This window comes from Pseudomonas sp. 14P5.3.2 (assembly GCF_057799175.1).
In genome coordinates this window covers 21,315-40,103 of sequence record NZ_JBYOKU010000041.1, presented here as the reverse complement: position 1 = coordinate 40,103, position 18,789 = coordinate 21,315, and the positions used below count along the sequence as shown (strand labels likewise).

The following is an 18,789-nucleotide window of genomic DNA, read 5'->3' as shown; positions in this document are numbered from 1 at the left end:
CCTCAATCCTCAAGGCACCCCAAAAACAGAAGGTGCCCCCCGAACCTGTGGCGAGGGAGCTTGCTCCCGCTGGGCCGCGAAGCGGCCCTGAAAACAAACCTTGTCAAATACACCCAACCAGCTCACCGACCTGACCATGCAGTTCCGCAGCCCTCCCACAACGCTCCCCAACAAACCCCAAAAACTCCCCCGCAGGCATCGGCTTCGCAAACAACCAACCCTGCCCGAAATCCACCCCACGACTGCGCAAATAATCCAGCTGCGCTTCCGTCTCAATCCCTTCAGCCACCACCTTCAAACGCAAACTCTTGGCCATGTCGATGATATGCGCGGTCACCGAACTCGCCTCCGGATCACGCCCGATAGTGTCGACAAACGACTTATCGATCTTCAACACATCCAGCGGCAGCTGCTGCAAATGCTGCAGGCTGGAAAACCCGGTGCCGAAATCATCGATGGCTGCCAGATGCCCCGCCTCGCGTGCCTGATTCACTGTCTGCCGCGCCGATTCGATCTGCACAAAACCGCGCTCCGTGGCCTCCAGCCAGATCTGGCTCGGCCACACATCAGCCTTGCTCATCGCCGACTTGAGCCGTGGCAGAAAGCGCCCGCTGCTGATATCCGCCGCCGCCAGATTGATCGCCACATGCAGGCTGCGTTCTTTCACCAGCAGCGGCCCGAGATCCTGCATGACGTGATCGATCACCTGATCAGTGATCGGCAGAATCAGCCCACTCTGCTCAGCCAGCGGAATGAACAGATCGGGCCGCACCAGGCTGCCGTCCGGATGCCGCCAGCGCACCAGCGCTTCGGCCCCGACACAGGCGCCATCGCTCAAATCAATGATCGGCTGATAGTGCACGATGAACTCACGATTACGCACCGCCAGTTCCAGCTCGGCCAGTGGCGACAACCGCTTGCGCGTACGCCGCACAATCACCAGCGCAAGCATCCCGGCAATCAACCCGCCGATCGGCAGCAACAGCATCTCCCGGCGCACCAGACCCAGCAGCAACTCATGGCGCGACACCGCCGCAATCGCCACCCAGTCACCGCTGTGCACCAACGTATACAGATAACCGTCCTCCAGCGCCGAAGCGGGGCCCAGGTGCACCCGACTCATGAAGCGCTCAGCCCCCGGCCGCGTCACGCCGACCAGTTGCCCGGCAGCGGTGCCGACCATCAAATGCACATCGTCCTCAACCAATACCTGCAAAAACTGCTCAGGGTCGACCAGCACATTGAACGCCGCATACTGCAGCGCCATCATCGGCTTGGCCGGCACAATCCGCGCCTGCACGCCGAGCGACACGCGCACCCCGTCAGCGGTGACAAAATCTTCCTTCCACGGCGTCACCCGATGGCCCACCGGCCCCCAAGAGCCACAGGCATAAACCTCTTCCTCGACATAGCCGATCGACTTCACCGCAAACGTGTTGATCGTCAGCAGACGCATCTCGTCGATGCTCTCCGGCGTACACGGCGCAAGGCTCGACGCGGCGACGCTCTTCAGCACCCCGGCGGCTTCATGGAAGGTATTGTTGGCGCGGCTGGAGGCCACGGACGCCAGCGATTCGAGACGTTGCTGCGCCGCTGCCAGGTTCAACACCCAGGCGACGTAACCCATCAAAAGTACTGGAAGCAAGACACACGGAAGGCCCAGGAGAATGCTCCCCCAGACAATGCGTTTTTTGTTCATTTGACGCCACCTTGGCCCACGGCCCGTGACGTGCGGCTGCACGGCTGATTAATCAGCGACTACAGATTAGCGCTGGCGCCATCGGCCGATCTTGCCGCAGATCAATACTCCTGCCGCCAACGCCTGTCAGCGTCGCGGGCGCGCGCCCGAGCGCAAATCCGCCGGACTGACCCCGTACGCCTGCTGAAAATACTGACAAAACCGCCCGACATTACTGAAGCCAAAGCGCAACGCCACCTCCGTCACCGACGCCGAATGCCGCTGACCCAGCGCCTCGAAAGCGCGCTCCAATCGCACCTGCCGCTGATACGCCACAATCGTCATCCCGACAAACCGCCGAAACCCATCCTGCAATGCGCGCTGACTGACATTGCTCAACCGCGCCAACTCAACCCCACTCACCAGTTGCTCCGGATGCGCCTGAATAAACTCCACCGCCAACTTCACATGCCGCGGCGCCACCCTCGGCGCGGGCTGGCGCAACACCTCGGTAAAATTGTGCGGCCACGCCTCCAGCACCGCATCAATCAACATCTCGCGCAACCGCGACGGCATCAGCGTGCCGCTGTTGAGCAACAAATCAAACTCCGTCCCCGTCGCCAGATCAATCAACGCCTTGATCCCCTGAAACGCCGCCGAGTGCAGATCCACCGCCGGCTCAAACACAATCTTCTGCACAATCGGCCGCCCCAACAACGCCGCCAACCGCTCCGTGAGCTGCCCCCGATTCACCGAAATCCCGTGCTGCGCATGATTGTCGAGAAACCGCATCGAACGGATATCCGCCTTATCAATCGCCAACCCCACCTGGGCCATGCCGACGGACTCGGTGCGGTGGTTGAACACAATCTTGCCCGCCGTGGGAATCACGAACGTGATCTCATCCTGCGGGTCGGGGAAGGTGACGGTGAAATCACCGTGGTAATGCATGCGCCGGAAACTGACGCCGTCGTGCCTGCCGTAGACGCCGCTGATGATGATGTTGGAGGGGATCGGCGGGGTGTCGGCGTAGCGATTGCCGAAGAGCCGGGAGAAGAGGGCGCCGAAGTCTTCGGAGTGGAGGTTTTCGGAGCGGAGGATGATTTTTTGGTGGGGGCTTGGGGACACCTTGGGGGGCACCTTGGGTTGGGGGCTCTTGGATAAGGGAGGCGGAGGGATGTTAGCAGTTTGGGGGTGACAGATTTGTGACCGAAAATGAGTCACTGGAAATAGGTACGCTTTCGGCCAAAAGCAGCCTTTCAGCCAAGTTTTGATCGGACTCAATTCCGCGGCTTTGAAAGTAATGCGTCGTAGCAGCAGTGGTTTCCCACCGAACGGGATAGAGGACATGATCAGATTCTGTCAGCTATTGCTGCTCGCAAATCTGTCCGTTTGATCGACACTCTTGTCAATTGCCCACTCGAGAAACCCGTCTATAGTCAATGCTGCATTCCGCACAGGTAGAAAGGTCAAGTCGATGTCAGCAGTCTTCTACGCTCGTAATGTTCCTGCGCCACCCTACGCGTTTCATGTTATGGCCAAGCCCAGCGGGGCTGATTGCAATCTGGATTGCGATTATTGCTTCTATCTAGAAAAGGCCGCGCTGTATCGTGACGAGCGTCGTCACCGAATGAATCTGGATGTGCTGGAAAGTTACGTCGCAAACTACATCGCTTCGCACACCGACCAGACCGAAGTAGCGTTCACTTGGCAGGGCGGCGAGCCAACACTGATGGGGTTGGAGTTCTACCAGCATGCGATAAGAATGCAGGCGGTTCATGGCGCTGGCCGCAAGATCACCAACAGCTTCCAGACCAATGGGTTATTGATCGACGACAAGTGGAGTCAATTTTTAGCCGAGCATGATTTTTTAGTGGGCTTGTCACTAGATGGTCCGGCCGATATTCACGATGAGTACCGTGTCACCTCCAGCGGTCATGCAAGCCATGCCTTGGTCCTGCGTGCCCTTGAGTCGCTGAAAAAATATAAGGTTCGTTTCAACATCCTCGCATGCGTCAACCGACGCAGCTCCCAGGATCCCCTCAGGGTGTACGAGTTCTTCCGTCAGCTCGGCGTCGAGTACATCCAGTTCATCCCCATCGTCGAAAGGCTTCCCGACGTGGCGGATGCCGCCATGGGTTTCACCTTGCACGGTCCGGACAGTGATCTGGTTTTGAGTGCTTCGCACAAGGCCGAACCAAATCTGACCTCCTGGTCTGTTGGCTCGGAAGACTACGGCACGTTTCTCAACGCGATCTTCGATGTCTGGATCAAGCGTGATGTGGGCCGGATTTACGTCATGAATTTCGAGTGGGCGCTTGCGAACTACATGGGCGAGCCCGGCGCGGCCTGTCACCACCAGCCCACCTGTGGCCGGGCGGTGGTCGTCGAGCATAACGGCGATGTTTTTTCCTGTGATCACTACGTGTATCCAAAATTCCGCTTGGGCAATCTCACCCAGCAGTCCCTGTCCACTTTGCTGCAATCCCCGGAGCAACAGAAGTTCGGCCAGGACAAGCTGACCTCACTCCCCAAGCAGTGCCAGCAGTGCAACATGTTGAAAGGGTGTTGGGGCGGCTGCCCAAAACATCGTTTCATCGAAACAGATGAAGGCGAACCGGGGCTCAACTATTTGTGTAAAGGCTACTACCAGTTCTTTGCCCATACAGCGCCTTATCTGCGAGCCATGTCCGGATTGATTGCTCAAGGCCGTTCACCCAGCGAGATCGTGGGTGCCACGTTGATGATTACCAGGCTTGGCTGAGTTTTATCAGCTGATTGCCTGAGACTTTTGAATGCAAAGGGAGTTGATGCATGTCCAAACCGAGTAAACCGTCATTCATGCTGGCCACCGCGTTACTTGGCAGTGTCGGCTCGCTGACCGCCCAAGCCGCCCCCGCAACAGCGGGCGCCAGCCTGCCGCTGCCGACAGCACCGTTCGGTGGCACCGTCGGTGAAACCTACAAAACGTCCAAGTCCGACTTTCCGCAACCTGTGACCCCGCCCAAGGATGCACCGAATGTTTTGGTCATCCTGATCGACGATCTCGGGTTCGCCGGTACTTCGGCTTACGGCGGCCTGACGCCAACGCCCAACTTTGATCGACTGGCCGAGCAAGGCGTGCGTTACAACGAGATGCACAACACCGCGTTGTGCTCACCGACTCGCGCCGCGTTATTGTCTGGGCGCAATCATCATCAGGTCGGGATGGGCGGCATCACTGAAGGCGCAACGGGGTTCCCGGGCTACAACAGCGTCTGGGAGGACAACAACGCCGCCATCGGTCAAGTGCTCAAAGATCACGGCTACACCACCGCTGCGTTCGGCAAGTGGCATGACACGCCGGACTGGGAGACCAGCTCGGCCGGGCCTTTTGATCGTTGGCCAACGGGCAAGGGCTTCGGTTATTTCTATGGTTTTCAGGGGGGCGAAACCAGTCAGTTCTACCCTCAGCTTTTTGAAAATACCGTGCCGGTAGAGCCGTCAAAAACTCCGGAACAGGGCTACAGCTTCAACGAAGACCTGGCCGATCACGCGATCAACTGGCTGCGCGAGCAACAATCGGTAGCCCCCAAAAAACCTTGGTTCGTCTACTACGCTCCCGGTGCCATGCATGCGCCGCATCAAGTTCCTGCGTCCTACATAGAACCGTTTAAAGGCAAGTTCGACATGGGCTGGGACAGCTATCGCGAGATGGTGTTTGCCCAACAGAAAAAACTGGGGATTGTCCCTGCTTCAGCCAAGCTCACCCCGCGCCCCGCAGAACTGCCGGCCTGGGACACGTTATCCGACGATCAAAAGCGCTTGTACAGTCGGCAGATGGAAGTCTTCGCCGGTTTTCTGACTCAGACTGATGAGCAAGTAGGGCGAGTACTGGATGCCGTGGCTAAAAGCCCGAATGCCGATAACACTCTGGTCATGCTGGCACTGGGTGACAACGGCGCCTCTGCCGAAGGCGGATTGAATGGCACGGTCAACAACATGGCCACGCAAAACGGTATCCCGGACAACGTGCCGAACATGCTGAAAGTCATCGACGAAATCGGCAGCCCCAAACATGAGAATCACTTCTCAGTGGGCTGGGCATGGGCTGTGGACACGCCGTTTCAGTGGACAAAGCAGGTGGCGAGTCACTTCGGCGGCACGCGCAGCGGTTTCACCGTCAGTTGGCCTGCCCGTATCAAGGCGCACGGCGAGGTGCGTGACCAGTGGCATCACATGATTGATGTGGCGCCGACCATCTACGAGGCGGCCGGCATCAAAATGCCGGAGACCGTCAACGGGCAGAAACAGGTTCCGCTGGCGGGTGTCAGCATGCTCTACAGCTTCAACGATGCCAAAGCGTCGACCCGGCACACCACCCAATATTTCGAAATCATGGGCAATCGCGCGATCTACCATGACGGCTGGGTAGCGGCCGCCCGCCACGGTTTGCCGTGGGAATTGCTGGGGCGCAAGGGTGACTTCGAGAACGACAAGTGGGAGCTTTACGATCTGAGCAAGGACTTCAGTCAGGCGGATGACCTGGCGGCGAAGAATCCGGCCAAACTCAAACAGCTTCAGGCGTTGTTCGAATCCGAGGCCAGGAAGTACAACGTACTGCCGCTGGACGACCGTTTCGTGGAACGTGGAAATGTTCCGGACCGCCCGAGCCTCTCACGCGGGCGTGACCATTTCACGTTCTATCCAGGAACTGTGCGTGTGCCGGAAGGGACAGCGCCGAACGTCAAGGCTCGCTCTCACACGGTGACAGCTGTGTTTGAAGTCGACGCGAAAACCGAGGGCGTCATCGTCGCCCAAGGGGGCAGCGCCGGATACACGCTGTTCGTCAAGGACGGTTACCTGGTGTACGAGAACAACTTCTTTGGCAAGGAACGCGATCAGATCAAATCCCCGGAAAAACTGCCTGCAGGGAAGGTGGTGGCCGAATTCCAGTACACGCATGAAGACAAGACCTTTGGCGGTGGCGGTACTGGTGTGCTGCTGATCAATGGCAAGGAGGTCGGGCGCGCCCATTTTGCCCACGTGCCGCCGATCCGCTACAGCGCAACCGAGACCTTCGACATTGGTCGCGATACTGGCGAAGCAGTCTCCAACGACTACGAGGGGCCGTTCCCGTTTACCGGCACTCTCGAAAAAGTGGACATCAACATCCAGCCACAGCAGTTAAGTGCAGAGGCTCAAGAAAAAACTAAAAAGCTGGAACGTGACGCAGCCATCGCTACGCAATAAGGAGCAGCTATACCGGAGCCTGAGTCAGGCTTCGGTTTGTTCCGTTATTTATAAACGCGGATGGTAGCTTCTGGCGAAAGCTGACGATTCTCGCGTGTCGGTTTCTGGCAGATCCCTCCTTGGGCGCTCACCATAGAGCGCCAAGGAGGGAGCGTTCGTTATGCCGTCGGCACAACATTATCCAACGCCTGATTCACCGCCAATTCCCCCAGCATCACCACCTGCGCAATGCCCAGCAGCGTCTTGCGAATCGGCCCCTCAACCAGCGCCGCGACATCCCCCAACATCACCGTCGCCGAACCCAGTGATTCACTGGCGTTCGCCAATAATTCCTCGGTGGCAATTTTGGGGTTGGCGAGGAACATGGCGTTGGGTGTGTAGGGCGTGGCCATGATTTGGCTGGCGGGGTTCAGGTAGTGGTCGAGGGCGCGTTCGGCGGCTTCGCTGAGTTTTCGGGAATCGGGGGATTCGTAGGGGGAGACCGTTTCGGTTTCGGGTGGGTTTGGTGTGACCTTGAACATAGTGACGCTCCATATGTGGCTAAGGGAACCATCACATTCGCTACCAAACGAGGGTGGTGGCCATTACGAAGGTTGGTAGACCGGCACACATGGAAAAACCGGCGCGCTCGAAAGCGCCCTGCGCATGGCCACCATAAAACACAGGCGCCAGAAAGCATCTGCGTAAGGTGACGTTTTGCGCCATGTGTGAAACCGGGCTACCAAACCCGATCGCTGCTTTTCAGCGACCGACCCACGATAGAACCCGCACCCTGGGCGCACAAGCCGGCGGATTCTGGCGTAGTCGTAGGCAATGGCGCAAGGCGTTGTAGCCTTGGGGACGTAACACCGGGTGTCATATAAACAACTCTGTTTAAACGCGTCATCGCGCGCCATTGGTAGGGTCGCCCTCGGCCAGCATGTGTTTCATGTATTCGCGTTCTGGCGCGCCGGGCAGGACGCCGGTGGTGATAGCTTCGAGCACGGTGATGTGTTGTTCGTTGAAGACGCTGACTTCGGCTGTTGCGTGGCCTCGCTCGTCGATGCTGGTGATGAGCCAGTGGCAGGTGATGGTTTCGCCGGGATAGACGGGGCGCTTGAACTGGAGGTTCATGCCGGTGGCGAGCCAGCCGATCTGGCCGCCGATTTCGGTCATCAGGCTGGCCGTGAGCAGGCCGTGGGTGATCGGCGCTTTGAATGCTCGCAGTTGCGCATAGTGCGCGTCGCAGTGGACGGGGTTGTAGTCGCGGGACAGTTGCGCGAAGTGATGGACGTCGTCGGGTGTGAAACGGCGGACGACGTTGAAGCGGTCGCCCACCTTGAGGCCTTCGGCGGCGCGTTGTCTCGGGGTTTGCATGGGGGCCTCCTGCTGCTGGCGGTTGGTTAAAAGGTGTGTTCGGGGCCGGGGAAGGTGCCGGCCTGTACGTCGTCGGCGAAGTCTCTGGCCGCCGTTTGCAGGACGCTGCGCAGGTCGGCGTACTGTTTGACGAAGCGCGGCAGACGTCCCTGGCGCAGGCCGGCCATGTCTTGCCAGACCAGCACTTGCGCGTCGCACTGATTGCCGGCGCCGATGCCCACAGTGGGGATCGCCACCGCTTGAGTGATCGCTGCGCCAACGTCGCCGGGCACCATTTCGATCAGCAGGGCGAACGCGCCGGCGGCTTCCAGCGCTTTGGCGCTGTCGATCAGGCGCTGCCCGTCTTCGCCCCGACCTTGTACACGATAGCCGCCCAATTGATGTTCCATCTGCGGGGTGAAACCGATGTGGGCCATGACCGGGATGCCCGAGACGCTGAGCTTGGCGATGTGTGGCAGCAATTCGACACCGCCCTCGATCTTCACCGCATGGGCGCCAGCCTCCTTCATGAAACGCACGGCGGTTTGCAGGCATTGTTCGGGTGAAACCTGGTACGAGCCGAAGGGCAGGTCGGCGATGACCAAGGCCCGCCGGGTTGATCGGGTGACGGCGCGCACCAGCGGGAGCAGTTCGTCGACGGTCACGGCCAAGGTCGAGTCGTTGCCAAACACGTTGTTGGACGCTGAGTCGCCGACCAGCAGGACGGGAATGCCGGCGTCCTCGAAAATTACTGCGCTGTACATGTCGTACGCGGTCAGCATCGCCCATTTGCGCCCTTCGACTTTCATCTGTTTGAGCTGCGGGATGCGCAGGCGTGTTGCCGGCTTGGTTAGGGCAGTGGTGTCGTAGGGTGAGGTGTGTTCGGTCATTGGCAGATCTCGTCAGGAGGAAGAATCAGGCGTGCAGCTGTTCGATCAGCAGCCCCAGCGCAATCGCAATCATGATCAGCCCTGAAACTCGACTGACCCTGCGTGCCGCTGCAGGCCGGGCGCGCAGTACCACCTGTGAGCCAAACCCGACCAGCAGATAGATCACCGCGCAACTGGCGGTATGCACCAGGCCGAGCGCGACCATTTGCAGCGGCACGGGCCACGGCGCGCCGGCGTCGGTGAATTGCGGCAACAGGGCGAGAAACAGCAAGAACACTTTCGGGTTGAGCCCGCTCACGCAAAGACCCTTCAAGGCCCAGCGCGCCCATGAGTCGCTGGTCTGGCTCGCTGCGGCGTGCGGAGTGGAAGGGCGGGCGAACAGATTGGCGCCCAGCCACAGCAGGTAACCGGCGCCGGCTACGGTCAGTGCTGTCAGGGCCAGCGGATGTCCGGCGATCAGCGTGCCTACCCCGGCCGCCACAATCAGCGTCGCGAGTAAGTGCCCGGACAGCAGACCGCCCACGGCGGGGAGTACGACGCGGTGCTTCAAGCCTGCGGAAATCGCGTAGGCCCAGTCGGCACCGGGGGTGATCACAAACAGAATCGATACCGCCCAGAAAGCGGCGAATACGCTGAAGGTCATGGCGTCACCCATGGCCGTTGACGTGGCGTTGCTTTGCTCATGTTGGTTTTCCATCAATCAAGTGCCGCGCCGGTTGCAGCGGTGCGGCAGTTTTTGGTTGAGGGAGAATAAGCAAACTCGGCTAGAATATTTTTCCAAAGATGGTCGTCATGGCGCATCAGATTAGAAGGTTTTATTGCGTGGACAGAACTGATCGGAAGATTCTTGCTGAGCTGCAAAAGGATGGTCGGCTGTCGGTCACCGAACTGGCCGATCGCGTGGGCCTGAGCCTTTCACCCTGCCACCGCCGCGTGCGGGCGCTGGAAGAGTCCGGGGTGCTGCTCGGCTACCGGGCAAAACTCGACCCCGCCGCGCTGGGCCTGAACTTTTCCGCGATGGTCTTCGCCACGTTGCGCGAAGGCGACCGGCAAGCGGTGGAGGCGTTCGAGGCGGCGCTGGTGGAGATTCCGCAGGTGGTGGATGCGCAACGGTTGTTCGGCGAACCGGATTATTTGCTGCACGTCATCGCTCAGGATTTGCCAGCGTTTCAGCGCCTGTATGACGAGTGCCTTTCGACTTTGCCGAATGTGCAGCGGCTGACCTCGACGCTGGTGATGAAGCGCGTGGTGCAGGATCGACCGTTGCCGTTGTAAACAGAGTGATACGATCGTGGCGCGCCACCCACGCCAAAGAGCAGAATCGGTCACCATGAAACCCAGTTTCGAAAAAATCCCCACTGAAGCCACTGCCTCTTGGACGATGCTGAACCGGCGGCTGCCAGAGGCAATTCCGTTTGAATGGCATCACCATCCCGAGTACGAACTGACGCTGACCTTGAACAGTCGTGGCCATCGCTATATCGGCAATGACGTCGCGCCTTACGATGACGGCGATCTGATTCTGGTCGGGCCGAATGTGCCGCATAGCTGGTCGTCGGCGGAGCGGGTCGACGCCGGGCAACCGCATGTGGCGTTGGTGATCTGGTTTTCGGCGGCGTGGGCGGAGTCGCTGGTGACGTTGTTTCCGGAGATGGGGTCGCTGCGGCAATTGCTTGTGGCGGCGCGGCAGGCATTGAGTTTCAGTGCGGCGGCGTCGCGGGAGATTCGGCCGCTGATTGAGGCGATGGTCGAGCAGGAGCTGCCCGAGCGTTTGATCGCGCTGCTGACCGTGTTGAGCAAACTGACACGGGACGTTGATGCCAGGCAAATCCTGTCGGCGCCGGACTCTCAGATTGGCAGTCAGATCGTTGAGGATCCCCGTATACATCGGGTTCTGGATTACGTGCATGGACACTACGCCGAAGCCATCAGCATTCCGGCGTTGGCTGAGATGGCGTGCGTCAGCGTGTCGGCGTTTCATCGAATGTTCCGTCGGCATACGCGCTGCACGGCGCTGGACTACATCGTACGGCTAAGAGTCGGACATGCCTGTGCGCTGTTGATGCAGGGACATTCGACGGTTTCGCTGATTGCCGAGGCAGTGGGATATTCGTCGCTGGCGCTGTTCAATCGGCAGTTCAAGGCGTTGAAGGGGCTGACGCCTTCGGAGTTTCGTCGTCAGCACGGTCATCACTTTCAGTAAGCAGCGCGCCGCTACAACGCCACAATCGTATTACTCGACGCGGCAAATCAGGCTGCCGCCGACACCATCGGAAGTGGTCCCATACCTGCACCCACAACAAGGTCTGCAGGTCCCACGATGAGCAAATACCAGGCATTCGAGAGCGCAACGCTTCCGGAGAATTACCGCGACAGTATCGTCAAAATGAAACGCACCTTGCGCGCGCAGATTGGCGATGTGCAGGGGCTGTTCGCCGAGGTCAGTGAGTTTATTGCCGGCGAGATTGCGTCGGTCAAAGCCCAGGAGGTGCAGACCGGGTCGGGCTGGCCGGTGCTGGAGTTCGCTGATATCGCCGCTGGCACAGTGACTGCCGAGCAGTTGGCTTTGATCAAGCGTCGCGGTTGCGTGGTGATCCGCAATCACTTCCCCCGCGAGCAGGTGCTGCAGTGGGACCAGGGCTTGCTGGATTACCTCGACAGGAACCGGTTCGATGCGGTTTACCGTGGGCCGGTCGACCAGTTTTTTGGCAACCTGGAGGCTTCGCGGCCGGAGATTTTTCCGATCTATTGGTCGGCGGCGCAAATGCAGTTGCGTCAGCATGAGCGGATGGGCACGGCGCAGGCGTTTCTCAATCGGTTGTGGAAGACTCATTCGCACGGTCAGGAGTGGTTCAATCCGGACATCAACGCGCTGTATCCGGATCGGGTACGTCGGCGTCCGCCGGGCACGCACTCGAAAGGCCTTGGCCCGCACACCGATTCCGGGGCGCTGGAGCGCTGGCTGCATCCGGCGTATCTGAAGGTCTTCGACAAAATCTACAGCAACGACTTCGCGGCCTACGACCCGTGGGATGCGGCGTTTCGTACCGAGGTCGATGAATACGCCTACAAGGACACGGTGAAGTGTTCGGCGTTTCGCACGTTTCAGGGCTGGACTGCGCTGTCGGATATGCAGGCCGATCAAGGCGTGCTGCACACCCTGCCGATCCCCAAGGCGATGGCGTACCTTCTGCTGCGGCCGCTGCTCGATGACGTGCCAGAAGACGAATTGTGTGGAGTGGCGCCGGGCAAGGTGCTGCCGGTATCGCGGCAATGGCATCCGTTGCTGGTGGAGGGGCTGAGTCCGATTCCGGATGTGCAGGCCGGCGATTCGGTTTGGTGGCATTGCGATGTGATCCATAGCGTCGCGCCGGTGGAGAATCAGCAGGGCTGGGGCAACGTGATGTACGTGCCGGCGGCGCCGATGTGTGCGAAGAATCTGCGCTATGCGCGGGATGTGTTCAGGGCGTTTGAGCGGGGTGCTTCGCCGGATGATTTTCCGCGGGAGGATTATGAGCGGGCGTGGGTGGAGCGTTTTGCTGTGGAGAGTCTGAACCCGTTGGGGCGTGCGGGGCTTGGGCTGGAGTAGGTATTTGGAAATTGCGGCCGATTCGCGGCCCCTCCGGACGGTGCGATGTTTCGTTAAAACTTTCGCCATGGGTGTTGTGTTGTCTGATCGCTGGCGGTGGTCTCGGGTAGTTTGTTGGCTGAGCTGGCGCCTTCGCGAGCAGGCTCGCTCCCACAATGGTCTTGCGGTGTTCGCGAATGTGGTGGCGGGCACAAAACCTGTGGGAGTGAGCCTGCTCGCGAAAAGGGCACCCGCGGTGCCTGGACTTATTCATCACCATTCTGGACACAGTGTTTGTCCAGCCGACCGATTTTTGCCGTGCGCTTGAACCCCTAACATCGTCTCCACTCCGTGAACAAACACGGTTCCCCACGAGACGGTGAACATCATGAAACTTGCAAAAATCGCTCTTCTTCTGGTCCTTGGCGGTATTGGCGCGCAAGCCTTTGCGGCGGATGAAACCGCACAAGTCGAGGCGTACAACTCCGCCAGCCAACTCGACATTGCTCACGTGGTGTCGATCTCCGACACTGCCAATCAGTGCGGCGTGGTGCCGGTGCAGATGACTTATGACGACTCAACCGGCGCGCAACACGTCGTGCAATACCAAGTGATGGGCAGCGGTTGCTCTAACGGTTAATGGTCGATGCCGGTGCTGGAGGGTCGACACTCCAGGTCTGCGGCACTAAGCATCAGCGAGTTGCTTGGCCCCAGCCATGTCTTCATCGGATGCCAGCAGTTGCGGGATGGCGGTTTTCAGGAACTCCACCCAAGTCTTGATTTTGGCGTCGACGAATTTGCGCGACGGGTAGATCGCGAACAGGTTGTATTCCTCCAGGCGGTACTGCGGCAGTACCCGCACCAGCGTTCCGCCGACCAATCCTTCGACGGCTGATGCCAGCGGCTGAATGCCGATGCCCATGCCATTTCTGATCGCGGTGGCCATGCCGTCGGCGGTGTTGATGTGGAACGGCGAGTCGGGGATATTCTGGGTTTCCATGCCTTGTGGCCCTTCGAACACCCAGTTTTCTGCGGGCATCACCGTGTTGACGATGCGCAGGCAGTCGTGCGCGGCGAGGTCGGCGGGTGTGGCGGGGTGGCCGCGTTTGGCCAGGTACGACGGCGAGGCGCAAAGGATGCTGTAAGTGGTGCCCAGGCGTTGCGCGACGAAGCCGGAATCGGGCAGGTCGCGGGCTAGCACGATGGACATGTCGTAGCTTTCTTCGAGCAGGTCGGGCAGGCGATTGCTCAGGGTCAGGTCGAACATCACCGTCGGGTGAATCTCGCGGTAGCGGGCGATCGCATTGATCACGTAGTGGTTGCCGATGGCGGCCATGGCGTGGATCTTCAGGCGCCCGACCGGCAAAGTCTGCGCGGTGCCGGCTTCTTCGTCGGCTTCGCGCAGGTCATCGAGGATTTTTTCAGCGCGCTGCAAATAACGTACACCTGCTTCGGTCAGGGCGAGGCGGCGGGTGGTGCGGTTGATCAGGCGTGTGTGCAGCCGGGTTTCGAGGTTGGAGACGGCTTTGGACACGTTGGTCGTGGTGGTGTCGAGTACATCGGCCGCGGCGGTGAAGCTGCCGCTCTGGGCCACGGCGACGAAGCAGCGCAGGGTCTGAATGACGTCCATCGTTGTGGTTGGCTCTGTGGCTGGGATGGCCATTCTAGGGTTTGTCGTGGGTGGTGTTGCAAATGTTTGCGAACGAGGGGCGCGCGCATGGCGGGTGAAGGGCTTGAAGACATTCTGGCGCCGGGGCTTTCGGTAGTGTTCTGCGGGATCAATCCGGGATTGCTCGCGGCGGCGCAGGGGCATCATTTTGCCGGGCGCGGGAATCGCTTCTGGCGCACCTTGCATCAGGCCGGGTTCACCCCGTATGAAGTGCGGGCGGAGGAGGATCGAAGCATCCTGCAATTTGGCTGCGGGTTGACGGCGGTGGTCGAGCGGCCGACGGCGCGGGCGGATCAGTTGGCGGCGCAAGAGTTCGCCGCTGCGGCCCTGGGCTTTGAGCAGAAAATCAGCTGCCATGCGCCGCGCTGTGTGGCGTTTCTTGGCAAGGCTGCTTATGCGGCGTTGTCGGGGCAGAAGGTGGTGGCGTGGGGGGCGCAGGCAAGGACCTTTGGTGGCGCGCACGTGTGGGTGTTGCCCAATCCCAGTGGGCGCAATCGGGCGTTCTCCCTTGAGCAACTGGTCGCGGCATATCAGGAGTTGCATGAGTCCCTGATCGCTAGAGGGTAAATCATGCGTCCAGCGTTTTTCGGTTGGCCAGCTACGATTGATGCAGTCAAATCGCCGAGGAGGACGCCCGCCATGAAGCCCGAAAACCCAAACATCGACGCCTCGGCGCTGATCGACGCTCGAATCGCCGAACTCGCCGATTGGCGCGGCGCCATCCTCGGCGAGATTCGCAAGGTCATTCGCCAGGCCGATCCCGAGGTGGTGGAGGAGTGGAAGTGGCGGGGCGTTCCGGTGTGGTCGCGGGGCGGGATCATTTGCACCGGGGAGACTTACAAGGCGGCGGTGAAGATGACCTTCGCCAAAGGCGCGGCGCTGGCCGATCCGGCGGGGTTGTTCAACGCCAGCCTTGAGGGCAACACCCGCCGGGCGATTGATTTTCACGAGGGCGACCCGGTCGATGAGCAGGCCCTGAAAGCGCTGATTCGCGAGGCGATTGCGTTGAATTTGTCGAAGTGAATCGCGGCGTTTGCCTTGGCTCAGAAATAACTGGCTGTTTTAAAACAAATTTTTTTGCATTCAGGGCTTCCCAGATCCAAAAAAGGTTGGTAAATTGCGGCCCATTCTCGCAGAGCTTGTTACAGAGCTTGAGATACAGGGGCGTCGCCAAGCGGTAAGGCAGCAGGTTTTGATCCTGCCATGCGTTGGTTCGAATCCAGCCGCCCCTGCCATATTCAGAAAAAACGCCAGTCCGAAAGGGCTGGCGTTTTTTTATGCGCGCGATTTGGGTCTGGCATCGACAGTGGCCTGAGCCGGAGCGGGGACTGATGTAAACTGCCCGCGCAAAAGTCCCGGTGCGTCGTTGGCCGGCGACCCTCAATCTCTCCAGACAAGAGACTTTCATGGCTAATCAAGACCTCAGCTTCACCCCTGATCCGGATGCAGATTCGATTTCCTCCGACGTTGTCGGTTTCAACGGCATTCTGGTTTCGACCCAGATCCCGACCCGCGCCGACGGCAGCCTGGAGCTGGGCGACATCACCCTGCAAAGCGAATGCACCCTGCAGGCGCTGAAAGTAGCGCTGGAGCGGGCCGGCAGTTCGATGGATCGGGTCATGCACCTGACCATCTACCTCACCGACATGGCCGACCGCGCGGCGTTCAACGAAGTCTACAAGCGCTTCTTCGCCAAGCCATGGCCCGTACGCGCGGCTGTGGGCGTGGCGTCGCTGGCGGTGGAAGGCATGCGCGTGGAAGTCACCGCAATGGCCGCCAAGGCCTGATCTAACGCCAGAACCTCTGTAGGAGCTGACGAGTGCAACGAGGCTGCGATCTTTTGATCTTGAAAATCAAAGTCAAAAGATCGCAGCGTGCCGCGGCTCCTACAGAGGCAGGGTGAGTTGCCGTTTGGCAGCGATCTCCTGATCTAACGCCAGAACCTCTGTAGGCGCTGACGAGTGCAACGAGGCTGCGATCTTTTGATCTTGAAAATCAAAGTCAAAAGATCGCAGCGTGCCGCAGCTCCTACAGAATCGGGGTGAGTTGCCGTTTGGCAGCGATCGTCTGATGTAATGCCAGAACCTCTGTAGGAGCTGACGAGTGCAACGAGGCTGCGATCTTTTGATCTTGAAAATCAAAGTCAAAAGATCGCAGCGTGCCACAGCTCCTACAGAATCGGGGTGAGTTGCCGTTTGGCAGCGATCGCCTGATCTAACGCCAGAACCTCTGTAGGAGCTGACGAGTGCAACGAGGCTGCGATCTTTTGATCTTGAAAATCAAAGTCAAAAGATCGCAGCGTGCCGCAGCTCCTACAGAATCGGGGTGAGTTGCCACTTGGCAGCACAGGCGTGCCGCTCGGGCGTTTCGCGGCTACAATGCGCGCCTTAACCGTGACAGCCTGACTAAAAAAACTATGTCCTTGCCCAAGCATCATCTGGAATTGCTCAGCCCCGCCCGTGACGTGGCGATTGCCCGCGAGGCGATCCTGCACGGCGCCGATGCCGTGTACATCGGTGGCCCGAGCTTCGGCGCGCGCCACAACGCCTGCAACGAGGTGAGTGAAATCGCCGAGCTGGTGGAATTTGCCCGCCGTTATCACGCGCGAATTTTCACCACCATCAACACCATCCTGCACGACAACGAACTGGAGCCAGCGCGCAAGCTGATCCACCAGTTGTACGATGCCGGTGTCGACGCGCTGATCGTCCAGGATCTGGGCGTGATGGAACTGGACATCCCGCCGATCGAGCTACACGCCAGTACCCAGACCGACATCCGCACCCTTGAGCGGGCGAAGTTCCTCGATCAGGCCGGCTTCTCGCAACTGGTACTGGCCCGCGAGCTGAACCTGAAAGAAATCCGCGCCATCGCCGACGAAACCGATGCGGCCATCGAATTCTTCATTCACGGTGCGCTGTGCGTGGCGTTCTCCGGGCAGTGCAACATTTCCCACGCGCAGACCGGGCGCAGCGCCAACCGTGGCGATTGCTCCCAGGCCTGCCGTTTGCCGTACACCCTGAAAGACGAAAAGGGTGGGGTGATCGCCTACGAAAAACACCTGCTGTCGATGAAGGACAACAACCAGAGCGCCAACATCCGCGCGCTGGTCGAGGCCGGTGTGCGCTCGTTCAAGATCGAAGGTCGCTACAAGGACATGGGCTATGTGAAGAACATCACCGCCTATTACCGCCAGCGCCTCGACGACGTGCTCGAAGATCGCCCGGACCTGGCCCGCGCTTCCAGCGGCCGTACCGCGCACTTCTTCCTGCCGGACCCGGAAAAGACCTTCCACCGTGGCAGCACCGACTACTTCGTCACCGATCGCAAGATCGACATCGGCGCGTTCGACTCGCCGACCTTCACCGGCCTGCCAGTGGGCACCGTCGAGAAAGTCGGCAAGCGTGACATGCAGGTGGTGACGCAGGAACCGCTGTCCAACGGCGATGGCCTCAACGTGCTGGTCAAGCGTGAAGTCGTGGGTTTCCGCGCCAACATCGCCGAGCCGAAGGGCGAGTTCGAAGAGGACGGCGAGAAGCGCTATCGCTACCGCGTCGAGCCGAACGAAATGCCCGAAGGCCTGTACAAGCTGCGGCCGAATCATCCGCTGAACCGCAACCTCGACCACAACTGGCAACAGGCGCTGCAGAAGACCTCTGCCGAGCGTCGTATCGCATTGAGCTGGGTCGCACGTCTGCGTGAAGAACAGCTGGAAGTGACCGCGACCAGTGAAGAGGGGATCAGCGCCAGTGTGACCCTCAACGGCCCGTTCGGTGTCGCTAACAAGCCGGAGCAGGCGCTGGAGCAATTGCAGGATCTGCTCGGTCAGCTCGGTACCACGCAGTACCACGCCACCGACATCAAGCTCGATGCACCGCAGGCGTTCTTCATCCCGAACTCGCAGCTCAAGGCCCTGCGCCGCGAAGTGATCGAAGCGCTGACCGCCGCCCGTGTCGCGGCGCATCCGCGTGGCAGCCGCAAGGCTGAAACCACGCCGCCGCCGGTGTACCCGGAGTCGCACCTGTCGTTCCTGGCCAACGTCTACAACCAGAAGGCGCGCGACTTCTATCACCGTCACGGCGTGAAGCTGATCGATGCGGCCTACGAGGCGCACGAAGAGGCTGGTGAAGTGCCGGTGATGATCACCAAACACTGCCTGCGTTTCTCGTTCAACCTGTGCCCGAAACAGGCCAAAGGCGTGACCGGCGTGCGCACCAAAGTCGCGCCGATGCAGCTGATTCACGGCGACGAAGTGCTGACCCTGAAGTTCGACTGCAAGCCGTGCGAGATGCACATCATCGGCAAGATGAAAGGCCACATCCTCAACATGCCGCAACCGGGCAGCGTGGTCGGCCACATCAGCCCGGAAGACCTGCTGAAAACCATCCCGCGCGCGCCACACTGAGTGACGGGCGGG

Annotated in this window: 17 protein-coding genes and 1 tRNA gene; 11 read left to right on the top strand and 7 right to left on the bottom strand. The window is 59.9% G+C overall.

All coding sequences use genetic code 11. The annotated features are described in order from the left end of the window. Positions 1 to 103: 103 nt before the first annotated feature. Positions 104 to 1,627: an EAL domain-containing protein gene (locus AC27VU_RS24995; RefSeq protein ID WP_488725136.1), complete on the bottom strand. Its 1,524-nt coding sequence runs from the start codon at positions 1,625 to 1,627 to the stop codon at positions 104 to 106. A gap of 198 nt (positions 1,628 to 1,825) precedes the next feature. Then, positions 1,826 to 2,806: an AraC family transcriptional regulator gene (locus AC27VU_RS24990; protein ID WP_488725135.1), complete on the bottom strand. Its 981-nt coding sequence runs from the start codon at positions 2,804 to 2,806 to the stop codon at positions 1,826 to 1,828. Positions 2,807 to 3,155: 349 nt separating this feature from the next. Between AC27VU_RS24990 and AC27VU_RS24985 the strand changes: the two genes are divergently transcribed. Next, on the top strand, positions 3,156 to 4,442 hold the full coding sequence (locus AC27VU_RS24985; protein WP_338801651.1) for an anaerobic sulfatase maturase: 1,287 nt from the start codon (positions 3,156 to 3,158) through the stop codon (positions 4,440 to 4,442). 50 nt (positions 4,443 to 4,492) lie between these two features. Continuing rightward, a complete protein-coding gene (locus AC27VU_RS24980; RefSeq protein WP_488725134.1) occupies positions 4,493 to 6,910 on the top strand; it encodes an arylsulfatase in 2,418 nt (805 codons plus the stop codon). Positions 6,911 to 7,068: 158 nt separating this feature from the next. Here AC27VU_RS24980 and AC27VU_RS24975 read toward each other — a convergent pair whose 3' ends face one another. The 4 genes from AC27VU_RS24975 to AC27VU_RS24960 all read right to left on the bottom strand — a co-directional run bounded on the left by AC27VU_RS24975 (position 7,069) and on the right by AC27VU_RS24960 (position 9,778). Further along, positions 7,069 to 7,431: a DUF6124 family protein gene (locus tag AC27VU_RS24975; protein ID WP_103520857.1), complete on the bottom strand. Its 363-nt coding sequence runs from the start codon at positions 7,429 to 7,431 to the stop codon at positions 7,069 to 7,071. A 361-nt stretch (positions 7,432 to 7,792) separates the two neighbouring features. Beyond that, positions 7,793 to 8,266, bottom strand: a complete 474-nt coding sequence (locus AC27VU_RS24970) for a MaoC family dehydratase (protein ID WP_098968367.1) — start codon at positions 8,264 to 8,266, stop codon at positions 7,793 to 7,795. 26 nt (positions 8,267 to 8,292) lie between these two features. Then, positions 8,293 to 9,135: a 3-methyl-2-oxobutanoate hydroxymethyltransferase gene (gene panB, locus AC27VU_RS24965; protein WP_003224363.1), complete on the bottom strand. Its 843-nt coding sequence runs from the start codon at positions 9,133 to 9,135 to the stop codon at positions 8,293 to 8,295. A gap of 25 nt (positions 9,136 to 9,160) precedes the next feature. Then, positions 9,161 to 9,778 carry a LysE family translocator gene (locus AC27VU_RS24960; RefSeq protein WP_098968506.1) on the bottom strand — a complete coding sequence of 206 codons (618 nt, stop codon included), beginning with the start codon at positions 9,776 to 9,778 and terminating at the stop codon, positions 9,161 to 9,163. Between the two features lie 179 nt (positions 9,779 to 9,957). Here AC27VU_RS24960 and AC27VU_RS24955 point away from each other — a divergent pair, with 179 nt between their 5' ends. The 4 genes from AC27VU_RS24955 (at position 9,958) to AC27VU_RS24940 (ending at position 13,343) form a co-directional block, all read left to right on the top strand. Further along, positions 9,958 to 10,410: an Lrp/AsnC family transcriptional regulator gene (locus tag AC27VU_RS24955; RefSeq protein ID WP_045122414.1), complete on the top strand. Its 453-nt coding sequence runs from the start codon at positions 9,958 to 9,960 to the stop codon at positions 10,408 to 10,410. Positions 10,411 to 10,465: 55 nt separating this feature from the next. Continuing rightward, positions 10,466 to 11,338, top strand: coding sequence for a helix-turn-helix domain-containing protein (locus AC27VU_RS24950; protein WP_488725133.1), 873 nt, complete (start codon positions 10,466 to 10,468; stop codon positions 11,336 to 11,338). Between the two features lie 117 nt (positions 11,339 to 11,455). Then, positions 11,456 to 12,724 (top strand): DUF1479 domain-containing protein, encoded by a 1,269-nt coding sequence (locus tag AC27VU_RS24945; RefSeq protein ID WP_488725132.1) that lies wholly within the window; start codon positions 11,456 to 11,458, stop codon positions 12,722 to 12,724. Between the two features lie 367 nt (positions 12,725 to 13,091). Further along, entirely contained in the window at positions 13,092 to 13,343 is a 252-nt protein-coding gene (locus AC27VU_RS24940) for a DUF2790 domain-containing protein (protein WP_488725131.1), read from the top strand. 45 nt (positions 13,344 to 13,388) lie between these two features. Here AC27VU_RS24940 and AC27VU_RS24935 read toward each other — a convergent pair whose 3' ends face one another. Continuing rightward, positions 13,389 to 14,333, bottom strand: coding sequence for a LysR family transcriptional regulator (locus AC27VU_RS24935; protein ID WP_488725130.1), 945 nt, complete (start codon positions 14,331 to 14,333; stop codon positions 13,389 to 13,391). Between the two features lie 87 nt (positions 14,334 to 14,420). Here AC27VU_RS24935 and mug point away from each other — a divergent pair, with 87 nt between their 5' ends. The 5 genes from mug (at position 14,421) to AC27VU_RS24910 (ending at position 18,777) form a co-directional block, all read left to right on the top strand. Further along, complete coding sequence (gene mug, locus AC27VU_RS24930; protein WP_488725129.1) at positions 14,421 to 14,939, top strand: G/U mismatch-specific DNA glycosylase; 519 nt, start codon at positions 14,421 to 14,423, stop codon at positions 14,937 to 14,939. 72 nt (positions 14,940 to 15,011) lie between these two features. Beyond that, positions 15,012 to 15,395 (top strand): DUF1801 domain-containing protein, encoded by a 384-nt coding sequence (locus tag AC27VU_RS24925; protein WP_488725128.1) that lies wholly within the window; start codon positions 15,012 to 15,014, stop codon positions 15,393 to 15,395. Between the two features lie 137 nt (positions 15,396 to 15,532). After that, positions 15,533 to 15,607 (top strand) — tRNA-Gln (locus AC27VU_RS24920). Between the two features lie 171 nt (positions 15,608 to 15,778). Continuing rightward, positions 15,779 to 16,159: a RidA family protein gene (locus AC27VU_RS24915; RefSeq protein WP_003224376.1), complete on the top strand. Its 381-nt coding sequence runs from the start codon at positions 15,779 to 15,781 to the stop codon at positions 16,157 to 16,159. 629 nt (positions 16,160 to 16,788) lie between these two features. Further along, positions 16,789 to 18,777, top strand: coding sequence for a peptidase U32 family protein (locus AC27VU_RS24910; RefSeq protein WP_096796873.1), 1,989 nt, complete (start codon positions 16,789 to 16,791; stop codon positions 18,775 to 18,777). The last annotated feature ends 12 nt before the right edge of the window (positions 18,778 to 18,789 follow it).

Excerpts from the sequence above, each read along its gene's own strand:
- AC27VU_RS24995 (WP_488725136.1), bottom strand. The coding sequence starts at position 1,627 with ATGGGTTACGTCGCCTGGGTGTTGAACCTGGCAGCGGCGCAGCAACGT.
- AC27VU_RS24985 (WP_338801651.1), top strand. The coding sequence starts at position 3,156 with ATGTCAGCAGTCTTCTACGCTCGTAATGTTCCTGCGCCACCCTACGCG.
- AC27VU_RS24980 (WP_488725134.1), top strand. The coding sequence starts at position 4,493 with ATGTCCAAACCGAGTAAACCGTCATTCATGCTGGCCACCGCGTTACTT.
- AC27VU_RS24975 (WP_103520857.1), bottom strand. The coding sequence starts at position 7,431 with ATGTTCAAGGTCACACCAAACCCACCCGAAACCGAAACGGTCTCCCCC.
- AC27VU_RS24970 (WP_098968367.1), bottom strand. The coding sequence starts at position 8,266 with ATGCAAACCCCGAGACAACGCGCCGCCGAAGGCCTCAAGGTGGGCGAC.
- panB (WP_003224363.1), bottom strand. The coding sequence starts at position 9,135 with ATGACCGAACACACCTCACCCTACGACACCACTGCCCTAACCAAGCCG.
- AC27VU_RS24960 (WP_098968506.1), bottom strand. The coding sequence starts at position 9,778 with ATGACCTTCAGCGTATTCGCCGCTTTCTGGGCGGTATCGATTCTGTTT.
- AC27VU_RS24950 (WP_488725133.1), top strand. The coding sequence starts at position 10,466 with ATGAAACCCAGTTTCGAAAAAATCCCCACTGAAGCCACTGCCTCTTGG.
- AC27VU_RS24945 (WP_488725132.1), top strand. The coding sequence starts at position 11,456 with ATGAGCAAATACCAGGCATTCGAGAGCGCAACGCTTCCGGAGAATTAC.
- AC27VU_RS24940 (WP_488725131.1), top strand. The coding sequence starts at position 13,092 with ATGAAACTTGCAAAAATCGCTCTTCTTCTGGTCCTTGGCGGTATTGGC.
- AC27VU_RS24935 (WP_488725130.1), bottom strand. The coding sequence starts at position 14,333 with ATGGACGTCATTCAGACCCTGCGCTGCTTCGTCGCCGTGGCCCAGAGC.
- mug (WP_488725129.1), top strand. The coding sequence starts at position 14,421 with ATGGCGGGTGAAGGGCTTGAAGACATTCTGGCGCCGGGGCTTTCGGTA.
- AC27VU_RS24925 (WP_488725128.1), top strand. The coding sequence starts at position 15,012 with ATGAAGCCCGAAAACCCAAACATCGACGCCTCGGCGCTGATCGACGCT.
- AC27VU_RS24915 (WP_003224376.1), top strand. The coding sequence starts at position 15,779 with ATGGCTAATCAAGACCTCAGCTTCACCCCTGATCCGGATGCAGATTCG.
- AC27VU_RS24910 (WP_096796873.1), top strand. The coding sequence starts at position 16,789 with ATGTCCTTGCCCAAGCATCATCTGGAATTGCTCAGCCCCGCCCGTGAC.